The sequence below is a fragment of the Acinetobacter sp. ANC 3929 genome, assembly GCF_000369405.1.
In the GTDB taxonomy this organism is placed as follows: Bacteria; Pseudomonadota; Gammaproteobacteria; order Pseudomonadales; family Moraxellaceae; genus Acinetobacter.
Genome location: NZ_KB849998.1, coordinates 293,985 through 306,218 on the forward strand (window position 1 = coordinate 293,985; position 12,234 = coordinate 306,218).

Annotated in this window: 8 protein-coding genes, 1 tRNA gene and 1 pseudogene; 5 read left to right on the top strand and 5 right to left on the bottom strand. The window is 42.8% G+C overall.

Annotated features, from left to right (window positions below):
- The first annotated feature begins 90 nt into the window (after positions 1-90).
- Positions 91-406: pseudogene (locus F909_RS0120175) on the top strand (hypothetical protein).
- Here F909_RS0120175 and wrbA read toward each other — a convergent pair.
- Positions 403-1,002: an NAD(P)H:quinone oxidoreductase gene (gene wrbA, locus F909_RS14900; protein ID WP_032877766.1), complete on the bottom strand. Its 600-nt coding sequence runs from the start codon at positions 1,000-1,002 to the stop codon at positions 403-405. The pseudogene F909_RS0120175 and the gene wrbA sit on opposite strands and share 4 nt — an antisense overlap.
- Before the next feature lie 113 nt (positions 1,003-1,115).
- Between wrbA and F909_RS14895 the strand changes: the two genes are divergently transcribed.
- The gene (locus tag F909_RS14895; RefSeq protein WP_005147041.1) at positions 1,116-2,366 is read left to right on the top strand and encodes a YihY family inner membrane protein; all 1,251 of its coding nucleotides are present in this window, start codon (positions 1,116-1,118) and stop codon (positions 2,364-2,366) included.
- 26 nt (positions 2,367-2,392) lie between these two features.
- Here the strand turns inward: F909_RS14895 and F909_RS14890 are convergent, their stop codons facing one another.
- Positions 2,393-3,298 carry a DMT family transporter gene (locus tag F909_RS14890; RefSeq protein ID WP_005147042.1) on the bottom strand — a complete coding sequence of 302 codons (906 nt, stop codon included), beginning with the start codon at positions 3,296-3,298 and terminating at the stop codon, positions 2,393-2,395.
- A gap of 107 nt (positions 3,299-3,405) precedes the next feature.
- On the opposite strand from F909_RS14890, the gene F909_RS14885 reads away from it, so the two are divergent.
- On the top strand, positions 3,406-4,206 hold the full coding sequence (locus tag F909_RS14885) for an AraC family transcriptional regulator (protein ID WP_005147044.1): 801 nt from the start codon (positions 3,406-3,408) through the stop codon (positions 4,204-4,206).
- 96 nt (positions 4,207-4,302) lie between these two features.
- On the opposite strand, the gene F909_RS14880 is transcribed toward F909_RS14885, so the two are convergent.
- Positions 4,303-4,965 carry a fumarylacetoacetate hydrolase family protein gene (locus tag F909_RS14880; protein WP_265596696.1) on the bottom strand — a complete coding sequence of 221 codons (663 nt, stop codon included), beginning with the start codon at positions 4,963-4,965 and terminating at the stop codon, positions 4,303-4,305.
- A 12-nt stretch (positions 4,966-4,977) separates the two neighbouring features.
- Positions 4,978-5,475, bottom strand: coding sequence for a YcxB family protein (locus F909_RS14875; RefSeq protein WP_005147048.1), 498 nt, complete (start codon positions 5,473-5,475; stop codon positions 4,978-4,980).
- A 396-nt stretch (positions 5,476-5,871) separates the two neighbouring features.
- Here F909_RS14875 and F909_RS14870 point away from each other — a divergent pair, with 396 nt between their 5' ends.
- The gene (locus F909_RS14870; RefSeq protein ID WP_005147051.1) at positions 5,872-7,170 is read left to right on the top strand and encodes an SRPBCC family protein; all 1,299 of its coding nucleotides are present in this window, start codon (positions 5,872-5,874) and stop codon (positions 7,168-7,170) included.
- Between the two features lie 41 nt (positions 7,171-7,211).
- On the opposite strand, the gene F909_RS14865 is transcribed toward F909_RS14870, so the two are convergent.
- Positions 7,212-7,288, bottom strand: a tRNA-Arg gene (locus F909_RS14865).
- Positions 7,289-7,801: 513 nt separating this feature from the next.
- Here F909_RS14865 and F909_RS14860 point away from each other — a divergent pair.
- On the top strand, positions 7,802-12,234 hold a 4,433-nt coding region (locus F909_RS14860), incomplete at its 3' end, for a beta strand repeat-containing protein (protein ID WP_005147053.1).

The following is a 12,234-nucleotide window of genomic DNA, read 5'->3' on the forward strand; positions in this document are numbered from 1 at the left end:
GTATAGTAAATTGATCCAGATGAGGAGCGATGCAATCCATGAACAAAGTCAGGGCATTCCAGCTTTAAAAGCCACGAACTATTCCTTTGCCTGTCTCCCACAACTTCATCAACACCTTGTCATCCAAATTAAAAAATCTCTCGGGCTGAGTTTTAACGACCAAGATCAGCCACATCGCGTCTGTTTTGCCAACCAAAATGCAGAACTATAAAATGCCTATAAACAAGTTTTTACAGCACTTGATCTGCTGGATTATATCTATGTAATTTTAATCTCAGACCAGCAAAATGCAGAAAAAGTACAACTACAGCATCCTGCCTTGGCTTCAACGCCCTTCCCAACTGACAGTCTTATTTTCTGGAGATTGGTCGCAACAGGACGGCAATATCGATATGCTCTGGCTTAAAGTTTTCCAGCCAAAGCTTTCACCACATCACCTAAACGTTTCCCCTGCGCTTCACATAAGATTTTTTCATCTTGGCTGATACTTTGATCATGTCTTGGCCCGCTGACATGGCTTGCGCCATATGGTGTTCCACCGGTTTTGGTATTGGATAATGCGGGGATTGAATTTGGTAATCCCATAATCATCATGCCGTGATGAAACAACGGTGGTAACATCGTCAATAATGTACTTTCCTGTCCACCATGCATCGAACCCGAAGAGGTAAACACACAAGCAGGTTTATTATGCAACGCACCATTTAACCATAAACTGGTGGTTTGATCCCAAAAGTACTTCATCTCACTGGCCATATTGCCAAACCGTGTGGGTGAACCCAGTGCTAATCCAGCGCAATGTGTCAGATCATCTAAACTACAATAAATATCACCATCTTCAGGAATACTGGCTTCCGCTTGAGTCACAACTGGGGCCAAATTCGGTACGGTTCGAATGCGAGCAGTAACGCCAGCGGCTTCAATTCCATCGGCAATCAGATGCGCCATTTGCTTGGTGGAACCGTATTTACTGTAATAAAGAACAAGAACGTAAGGTTGCATCACTTTCAAGAATTTTGTTAAAAAGAACACTATACGACATTTTTTACTTTTTAAGCTGTAGTAAATCCTGTGATTGCACCGGATTTTTATTAAAAATAACTAGGATAGAACCCATGATCTTAAAGCGTTATCTAAAAAATCTGCCCTTTTTAGAGAAAACATGGTTTCAATTTATTGTGTTTGTGTTACGACGTTTCGAAGCAGATCGCTGCCGAGAACAAGCGGGAGGACTCACCTACACCACACTGTTTGCTGTAGTTCCGATGCTGACTGTGTTTTTGGTGATTATTTCTTCAATCAAAGCGCTAGAACCCGCCAGACAACAACTGCAACAACTGATTTATAGTAACTTCTTACCGAAAAGTACCATCGCTTTTGACAAAGCTTTAAATGCTTTTACTGAAAAATCCAGCAACCTGACTATTATTGGTGTGCTATTCCTGTTTATCACCACAGTACTGATGCTGACGTCGATTGAAAATGTATTTAATCGGATTTGGCGTGTCAAAGAAACTCGTACAGGTTTAGTCGGATTCATGCGTTATTGGACCATTATTTCACTGGGACCCATTATTTTGGGCAGCGCCTTTGCGCTGTCCTCTACAGTGGCTTCAATGAATATTCTGAGTAATAACTTTGCTGGTTATCAGTTAGATGGCTCATTCCTGTTATGGCTGATCTCTTTTGTTTTAACCATTGTCGGTTTCTTTATTTTATATTGGACCATTCCCAATCGGACTGTTCCTGTGTTTTCAGCCTTCATCGCAGCTTGCTTTAGTGCCACTGTCTTTGAAGTTTTAAAACGCTTTTTTGGCTGGGTAATGAGCAACTTCACCAGTTATGAAATCGTCTATGGTGCCTTTGCGGCAGTCCCGATTTTCCTTCTATGGATCTATTTATCTTGGAATATTATCTTATTGGGTGTTGAAATCAGTTACGCCCTGACTGCCTTTCATTCAGGTAAAGAACAAAAGCGTCATCCAATTTTAATGATGCTGGATATACTGGAGTTATTTTATAAAAAACAGCAAATCGGACAAAGCGTCAGTGAAAAAGAGCTGTTAAATATTATTGGTCGTGGTGAACTCGGCCGCTTACCATCTTTCATCTTGCAACTTGAAGCCCAAAACCTGATTATGCGAACCGATAAAGACGAATATGTATTGGTCCGTAATCTGGCTCAGGTGGATTTCTGGAGCTTTTTCACTGCCCTGCCTTATCCATTACCCTTACGTCCTGATGTTGAGCATATCCATCAGGACGATGAATGGATGGAACGACTCGGCCCTTCTTTGGTTGAAAGTAATGATTATTTAGCAGCCAAGCTATCTATTCCACTTTCCACCCTGTTTGAACAGAAGTAACTAAAAGACCTCTTTCGAGGTCTTTTTTATTTCCTTAACCAACTCTGCAAACTCACCACTACAATTCCAACCAAAACCAATCCAGAGCCAATCACAAAGTTCAGCTCAATTTTTTCGCCCAATAACCACACGCCAAAAGCCATCCCGAATAAAGGCGTCAGGAAGGAAAAGACGCCAAGGCGGGAAGCCAAATAATTTCGTAGTAACCAGAACCACGCCAAGAAACTGGCGAAAGAAACCACCAAGGTGTGAAAAGCTAAACTCCCCATCACCAAGGGGGTGAAATGAATCGTGGCTTGCCCAAGAACAAGAGCCGTGCCAAACAACAACACAAAACTACCCGCCAATTGATAAAACAAGGTTTGTGTGACTGCAGCTTGTGCAAGTGAAGATAAACGTACAGTAATGGTGGTTGCTGCCCAAGCAATACTGCCCGCCAAAGCGAGCAAGTCACCCCATAACATCTGCCGATCTGCAATCGATCCGCTCGAATTAGCACGTAAAAAAGTTACCACAATCCCGAAAAAGGCAATCGCAATCCCGCCCCATTGCAACATGCTTAAGCGCTCTGAAGGGAGTTTCCAATGTAATCCCAAGGCTACAAAAATCGGAGCGGTATACAGGAGCACCACTGCATGTGAAGCCGAGGTGAGCTGTAATGCTTGTGCCAATAAAAAGAATTCTAAAGAAAATAAAAAGGCAACCAATGCGCCCGCTTTCAAATTCTGGCGATTAAACAACTGACTGGTTTTATCGAAGTAAAGTAAAGGTAAAAGCAGTATGGCGGCAAGACCAGAACGCAGCGCGATTTGCATTAAGGGCGAAATATCAGGAGCTGCCATTTTTAAAATGACTTGTTGTAGTCCCCAGATCATACACAGTACGATCATCAGACCCGATGCCGTTGCATCTAATGCTTTACGCTCATCCATTGCGCGCTCCTGATTTTATGGTTTGAGCACCAATATAAGACTGTCGTATTTTCATGATATAGTGAAATTACGACAATAGATGCGTATTTTCAGGCAATTCTCATGTTATGAAAAAATCAGCACAAAGAATTCAAGATTTTCAGCCAATCCCGACCTATAACGATATTCCAGCTCCCTTATGGCTCCAGATTCGTGATGCACCTGCAGAGACGTTCTACCCGCAGCACGCACACGCTTGGGGAGAATTTATTTATGCTTTTGATGGCGTGTTAGAAGTCAATATTGATCAAATTCATTATTTAACCCCGCCACCTTATGGGATTTGGCTACCACCGCATTTACAACATAGCGGCATCAATCGTAACGAGGTCACCCATTGCACTCTATATATACATGAGTCGTTATGCCAAAACATGCCTCAACAGGCAGGTATCTTATTGTCCGTACCCTTAGTTTCTGCGTTGCTCGAACATATCCACAAGTATCCCTTTTCTGAACAGGATCCAGAGTATTTACGCTTGCTTCAAGTGTTACTCGATTCACTCACCCATGCTGAGCTTGTTGGGAGTTATTTACCTACAACACAACATCCTGCACTCGCCAAAATACTGACTCATTTACATGAATTTCCTGCCGATAACAGTACTTTGGAAGAACTGGCGCAAATGATCAATATGACCGAACGCACCCTTGCCCGCCATAGCCAAAAAGAGTTAGGAATGTCGTTGCATGAATGGCGACAGCGTTTAAAAGTGATGAAAGCCATGTCGATGTTGAATCAGGGTAAAACCATTGAAAATATTGCTTTGGATTTAGGTTATGCCAGCTCTTCGGCTTTTATTTATATGTTTAAACGTTGGATGCACTTTACCCCAGACCAATTCCGCAAACTGTATCAAGGCAGTTAACATTTGACTGGGTTTGTATTTGGAGCAGAACAAAAACACATTTGTTGAGATATAAAAAATGACGCTGATTGAAAACCAGCGCCACAATATTTTAACTTATGCTTTCACAAAAGTATCCCAATCGTATTCGCCAGACTGAGTAATCAATTTCATGGTCAATTGATCATTGGCACGTAGCGCACCAACACCTGCTGGTGTACCCGTCATGATCACATCACCTGCTTCCAGACTAAACGATTTGTTAATCTCAACAAGCAATGATCCAATATCAAAGATCATATCTTTGGTAAAACCGTGCTGACGATCTACACCATTGATGGTCAAAATCAGTTCTAATTCTTGCAGATCGCCAATTTCGTCTGCTTCAATCCAGTCCGCAAGAATACATGCACCATCAAAAGCTTTGGCACGCTCCCACGGTTCCCCTTTAGCTTTTAAATCACCCTGCAAATCACGCAGCGTTAAATCCAGACCCAATGTCACTGCACCGATCGCCTCTAAGACTTTGGCTGGGTCTGTTTCTTGCGATAAAGGATGTGCAATTTGCAAACAGATTTCGCATTCATAGTGACACTCACCCAATGCTTGATTCCAGCTTACCCCTTGTGTCAAAGACCCAAGGCTGCTGGGTGGTTTGATAAACAGCAATGCGCGATCAGGAATGGCATTTCCTAATTCTTTCGCATGTTCAGCATAATTTCGACCCACACAAACAATTTTTGAAGGACGTGTACTCATGAAAACTCCTTGTTCTTTCAACCGCCAATAAATTTACTTTTTAAAACTATTTTCAAACTTGCGTTGATCTGCAGAATCAGTGAATGCGCGTTTCGGCACAATGACGACAGTATGGCTTTTAAGCTCTAACATATAGGTCAGCTTCCCAATTGCAAAAGATTGTACTTCCGCATACTGTGCTGTTTGCTTTTTACCTGCGGCATAAAGTTCAAAATGATCTTGATAAAGATCAATCCCTTGTTCGCTTTTACCAAATTGATAACGTACAAATTGACGCTTAAACAACATTGGCAAAAACCAGTAACGCATGACACCCTGCATAATCAGAAAAAAAGCGCCGAGTGCTACGTAATAACGCCCTACGCCAGAAAAACCTAAATAAACACCCCACAAGATAATCGCGATACTAATTACGGGGGTTAAAAAACGACTAAAGGTCTTTTTTCCAAACGTTACCAAAGCAAAACCATCTTGGGATTCTTCTAAATTAAGATAATAGCGTACAGATACCGTTGGACGTTGTTCAGACATTTTTAGATTTCTAACATTTGAAAAAAACTGATCTATTAGAACATAAATGATTCAACGGGCAATCACATTTCTCGTGATTTAATACAAAATTTAAATGATATTGTCACGCCATCTCATACTTGTTTATGTTGCTTTATTGAATACTTTTATTTTTATAAATCAATATTATGTCGAAATGATATAAATATACTTCTATTTAATTTAAATCATTCTGATCTATAGAACTGGTAAAAAGTAAATGTCTAAAATGTCTTGCTCGAAAGAATATTTCAGTGGGTTTTACATAATACGACTTTTTTTTATGCATAAAAAAATTTATTAATAAGCAGTGTTGATCGGCTCCCTACGAGCAATCAAGTCATGAATGAAATCACGGATAAAAATCAAAGGAATGTGATGTCTTATTTGAATCGTCTCTTGTGCCTCTGCATTTTTATGGCAGTGGTACAACACAGCTCTGCACAAATCCTGTCATGGAATGACAATATTCCAAGTGCCTTACAGCCTTTTCAGAACAATCCACAACTCTTGGCCAGTTATACTCAAAACAATATTTTCATCTATGGGCATCCTGCGACTAAAACCTCAATCCCGACGCTGAAAAGTAACCCACAACCCACTGCCAGCTTTAATTCAGCAGCCATTATTGTTCCTGTTAGCACCCAGCAAGTCGCCAAAACACTCACCGATTTCAATCAATATGTTGGTCTATTTCCCACACTCAAATCAGCCAAGCCACTCGAACAATCAGGCAACATTGTACAAATGAAATATCGGGTTTCCATCCCGACACCCATTCCTGTGCTCAACTTTAATGAAGATGTCACCCTACAACACCAGATCAAGCCGAATAGCATTGCCAGTTTAGTTATCGATGCACCTATCCCATACGGCGTTGGAAAGTTTGAATGGTTTGCATTAGATGAACATCGGACTTTAATCACTTTGACTCAATGGGGTGATTTAAACCAGCCTAAAGGTTTTATTTTTAAGAAAATTCTCAATGCAATTCCAGAAGCAAAACTAGGACTTCCAAGTGGTAGTAATGCTTTTATTCTCGAGGCATTAAGGAATCGTTTTATTAAACCTAACATTTCCCCACTCAATGCAGGGCAACTTCCCAATCCGCAGTTGAACACAGTGCAACTCACAAAAATTAGCCAACTTATTCAAACGGCTCAACAACCAGTTAGTATTATTCATGCACCGACCAGTATGCTTTATACACATGGACGGGAATCCATGCGCTTTACCACCACCTATCAATTTTATAAACAAACACCGCAGCAATTACAAAAATGGCTGACACCCCTGGCTTATCAAGAGCTATTTCCACGACAAATCAAGAAAGTTATAACCACACCAATCCAAAATCAGGCACAAGATGCGGACATTCAAGTGAATGTGGGACTTGGAGTCATCAATATTCCTTTTGCATTTAAACTGCGCTTTAACTATCCACAAAGCACTGAAAATAATTTTTATGCCAATGGTGGCGATCTACGTTTTATTAAAGGTCAAATGCGGTTTACCAGTTTAGATCAAGGGACTTTATTTAAAATGACCAGTGCAATGAAGATCGATGAGAAAGCTCCTTTCTTATTAAGAGCCATGCGCAGCCTGCCTTATCATGATGTATTGCCTGCTGTCGGTGGCAATGCCGTTTTTGTACAAAAAATCAAAGCAAAAATTTAAGACACAAAAAAACCGCAATGAAGCGGTTTATTTATTCAAATTGGTGCGCTCAGAGAGATTCGAACTCCCGACCCCTTAGTTCGTAGCCAAGTGCTCTATCCAGCTGAGCTATGAGCGCATATTTGATGGAGGGCATTATACGCACTTTTCCCCAAATGGTAAGACCTTTTTCACAAGATCATGCTCAACTGGCTATAGATTCGGCATTATTGGGTTTTTCAGTGAGTATTGACTAGCATTTCATCAAATTTTCTCGGCCCTAACTGCACATTCATTTTCCGTCTTTCAGACTAAGTCTGAAGACAACTTCTCACCCCAAACAGCCATAATTATTATTAAAATTCAAATAAATATTATTTCGACTAAGTTTTAATTCAAGCATAAATTTTGTATTTTTTATTAACAATCTATATTGCCATCATATCTTTTTGATTTTAACCATTTATCTCTAAAGCATTATATAGCCCCATGTTTTATTTCACTTTTATATTTCCTTAAAAATATGATACACACTGCATTATTGACATTAAATAGACAACTAATAAATACTAATAGATGAATTATGAGACAGGAGTCACATAATTATTAAGGCTTAATAAAATAAAACTCCAATAATTATAGGTATATCGATATGTTATTTAAAAATATTTTATCACCCATTAAAGGTATTCTGTCTCTTTCTAGCAATAGCCAAGGAACCTCCTCTTCGGTTAATACTGCACCGACTGTAAAAGATACAGTCATCGAAGACAGCAGCACTCTTACTCATACAAATAGTAGTACGAATACGAGTCACGGCGGTTTGCTCAACGACATAGCGGCAGGTAATGGTAGTCACAACTACGGTCCAGGATTAGGTAACGCAAATGATTTTAGCTTTACCCCCTCTTTCACAGCAGCATTTCAGCCTTTCAGCAATTCATTTTCATGGCTAGGCGCGACAGCACCTGTTACGACGGTCAATACAACGCCCACAACATCAACAACTCAAATCCACGATAACGATATTGTAAATAATAGTAATACAGGTCCCCAAGCAGGCAATGGCAATGCTGGTGGCGTATTAAATGGTATTGCGGCAGGCAATGGTGAACATAATTATGGTGTTGGAAATGGCAATGCTGATGATGCCAGCGTAACAGTGCCATGGACCACGCCAATTCAAGCCATAAGTAATTCAATCGCTGCCGTTGGCGGTGCTGATATCAATGCGGTGAATACATCGCCCACAACATCTTCAACTCAAATTCAAGATAATGATACGACGAACAACAGTAATACTGGCATTGGTTCTGCTGGAAACGGCAGTGCTGGTGGTCTATTAAATGGGATTGGTGCTGGAAACGGCGAACAAAACTATGGTATCGGCAATGGCAACGGTGATGATGCAAGCGTTACAACACCAATCACGATGCCCGTCCAAACCATTGGTAATTCAGTCGCAGGGATTGGCGGTGGTGATGTAACTTCTGCCAATCATACTTCAACTAACTCCAACACAAACATTCAGGATAATGACACCACCAACAACGGTAACAACGGTACTGGCGTAGCTGGCAACGGCAGTAATAGTGGCATATTAAATGGCGTATCTGCTGGTAATGGAGAACATAACTACGGGATTGGCAATGGTAACGGTGATGACGTCGGTATCACAGTACCATGGACTACACCTGTACAAGCTGTGGGTAACTCCATTTCAGGTATTGGTAGCGGTCACGTAGATTCAGTCAATACTTCGACAACAACATCGACCACCAATATTCAAGACAATGACACCACAAATAATAGTAATAATTCAGCTACAAATGTCATTGGCAACGGTCTTGGTGGTTTAGCAAATGGTCCTGCTGCCGGCAATGGTGAACAGAACTATGGGATCGGCAATGGCAACGGTGATGATGCGAGCGTCACAACACCCATTACCACACCTGTCCAAGTGCTTGGTAACTCAGTTGCGGGCGTTGGCGGTGATGTAGACTCAGTCAATACAGCTCCAACCAATACCTCAAATATCGTTTATGACAACGATACGACCAACAATAGTAACAACGGCATCGGTACAAATGCAGGTAATGGCCTTGGTGGTTTGGGTAATGGCCCTGCCGCAGGCAATGGTGAACAAAACTATGGTATTGGCAATGGTAACGGTGATGATGTTGATATCACTGCCCCATGGACAACGCCTGTTCATGTCTTGGGTAATTCAGCGGGTGTTATCGGCGGTGGCGATGTTAGTTCTGTCAACAATGGTTCTACCAACACGCTGAACTATGTACAAGACAATGACACCACCAACAATAGTAATAACGGTACGGGTGTCACTGGCGCAACAGGCAATGGTGCAGGTGGCTTACTCAATGGTGTAAGTGCTGGTAATGGTGAGCATAATTACGGTATTGGCAATGGCAATGGCGACGATGCAGATTGGACATCTCCAGTCACAACGCCAATCAATTTCATGGGTAACAACATCTCTGGACTTGATAATGACTCTAATTCTAATGCTCTAGGCAATACCTCAACCAATACCGCGACAACCAATACAACCAATATCGTCTCAGACAATGACAACATCAACCATAGCAACAATGGGACAGGTGCTGGTAGTGGTACTGGTAACGGAGTGGGTGGTCTACTCAGTGGTGTTGGTGCAGGCAATGGTGAGCAAAACTATGGCATTGGGAATGGCAATGGTGATGACGTTGATATCGTTACCCCTGTCACCACTCCGATCAATGGCCTTGGTAATGAGTTTTCCTTCGTTGGTGATGCCAATAATGCATCCCACAATAATGCAGCAACCACAACAACCAATACGGTGCTAGATAACGACACCACCAACAACAGCAATAACGGTACAAGTGTTGGTGGTACTACGGGTAACGGTGTTGGCGGCGGTATCGGCAATGGCATTGGTGCAGGCAATGGTGAACACAACTACGGTATCGGCAATGGTAACGGTGATGATGCAAGTGTCACCATGCCAGTGACAGCACCGATCAATGGTTTAGGCAATTCATGGACATTCTTTGGTGATACAACCAATACCTCTGTCAATAATGGTTCAACCACAACAACCAACAACCTTCAGGACAATGACACCACCAACAATAGCAATAACGGTACGATTTTAGGTGGTAGTGCTGGTAATGGTGTTGGCGGTGGTATCGGCAATGGTATTGGCTCTGGCAATGGTGACCATAATTTTGGTATTGGTAATGGTATCGGTAGTGATGCCAATGTGGTAGCGCCAATCACTAGCCCTGTGAATGTCTCAGGTAATGCAGGCTCTATTTTTGGTAATGCAACCTCAAACTCAATCAACAACTCCTCGACAACAGCCAATAACAATTTCCAAGACAACGATACGATCAACAATAGTAATAACGGTGGCGTTGGAACTGGCTCTGGTAGTGATCTTGGAGGTATTTTGAATGGTATTGCCGCAGGCAATGGTGAGCACAACTACGGTATTGGCAATGGTATTGCAGATGATTCGAGTATCGTAATCCCAATTACCACACCATTAAATGCATCAGGCAATGCCTTCTCAATTTTTGGTGATGCAACCTCAAACTCAGTCAATAGCTCTTCAACCACGACCAACAACAATGTTCAAGATAACGATACAACCAATAACAGCAATAGCGGCGGTAATGCTGCAAATGGCTCAGGTGGCATCGGCAATGGCATTGCTTCAGGCAATGGTGAACATAACTACGGTATCGGCAACGGTATTGCAGATGATGCAAGTATTATCATCCCGATCACAACACCTGTGAATGCATCAGGGAATGCTTTCTCGATCTTTGGCAATGCAACCTCAAATTCAACCAATAACTCATCTACGACAACCACGAATAATTTCCAAGACAATGACACCACCAATAATAGTAATGGCGGCGGCACGGGTGTTGGTTCTGGCGGTGGTATAGCGAATGGTATCGCATCAGGCAATGGTGAACATAACTATGGTATCGGCAATGGTATTGCGGATGACGCAAACTTTGTCGCACCAATTGCAATCCCCGTTAACTTCTCAGGCAATGCCATTTCCTTATTTGGTACTGCAACATCAACCTCAACCAATAATGCAACAACGACTACACATAATAACTTCCAAGACAATGACACCGAAAATAATGGTTCAATTGGCAGTGGATCAGGTGGTATCGGCAACGGTATTGGTGCAGGTAATGGCGACCAGAACTATGGTATCGGCAATGGCGTTGGAGATGGTACGAACGTCGTGACTCCAATTACCATTCCAATCAATTTCTCAGGCAATGCAATCTCTGTACTCGATTTAAATAGCATCTCTCACGGTGATCTAGTTACACCTGTAACCAATCTCGTCACGGTTGTGACCGGTGATGCTGATAGCACGGGTGTCTTAGGCACTGTCACAGGTGCAGTCGGTGGTGTAACCGCTAGCGTAAATGGCATTATTAGTGGCGATTACAACCCGATCGATGTTGTTACTGGCATTGTTGGTGGTGTTCTCAGTGGTGAAGGCGGTAGCCCTCTAGACCTAGTCACAAGTGTTGTTGGCGGTGTAATTGGTGGCGACGGTAGCCCTCTTGGCGCAGTTACTGGCATTATCGGTGGCATCACTGGCGGAATTGGTGGTGGTGACGGCGGTCCTCTGGGTGCAGTCACTGGCATTATCGGTGGTATCACTGGTGGAATTGGCGGTGGTGATGGTGGCCCTCTGGGCGCAGTCACTGGCATTATCGGTGGCATTACTGGCGGAATTGGCGGTGGTGACGGCGGCCCTCTAGGTGCAGTCACTGGAATCATTGGTGGTCTTACTGGTGGTATCGGCGGCGGTGATGGTGGTGGCCCTCTGGGCGCAGTCACTAGCATTATCGGTGGCATTACTGGCGGAATTGGCGGTGGTGACGGCGGCCCTCTAGGTGCAGTCACTGGAATCATTGGTGGCATTACGGGTGGTATCGGCGGCGGTGATGGTGGCCCTCTGGGCGCAGTCACTAGCATTATCGGTGGCATTACTGGCGGAATTGGCGGTGGTGACGGCGGCCCTCTAGGTGCAGTCACTGG

Excerpts from the sequence above, each read along its gene's own strand:
- F909_RS14890 (WP_005147042.1), bottom strand. The coding sequence starts at position 3,298 with ATGGATGAGCGTAAAGCATTAGATGCAACGGCATCGGGTCTGATGATC.
- F909_RS14870 (WP_005147051.1), top strand. The coding sequence starts at position 5,872 with ATGTCTTATTTGAATCGTCTCTTGTGCCTCTGCATTTTTATGGCAGTG.
- F909_RS14885 (WP_005147044.1), top strand. The coding sequence starts at position 3,406 with ATGAAAAAATCAGCACAAAGAATTCAAGATTTTCAGCCAATCCCGACC.
- F909_RS14895 (WP_005147041.1), top strand. The coding sequence starts at position 1,116 with ATGATCTTAAAGCGTTATCTAAAAAATCTGCCCTTTTTAGAGAAAACA.
- wrbA (WP_032877766.1), bottom strand. The coding sequence starts at position 1,002 with ATGCAACCTTACGTTCTTGTTCTTTATTACAGTAAATACGGTTCCACC.
- F909_RS14875 (WP_005147048.1), bottom strand. The coding sequence starts at position 5,475 with ATGTCTGAACAACGTCCAACGGTATCTGTACGCTATTATCTTAATTTA.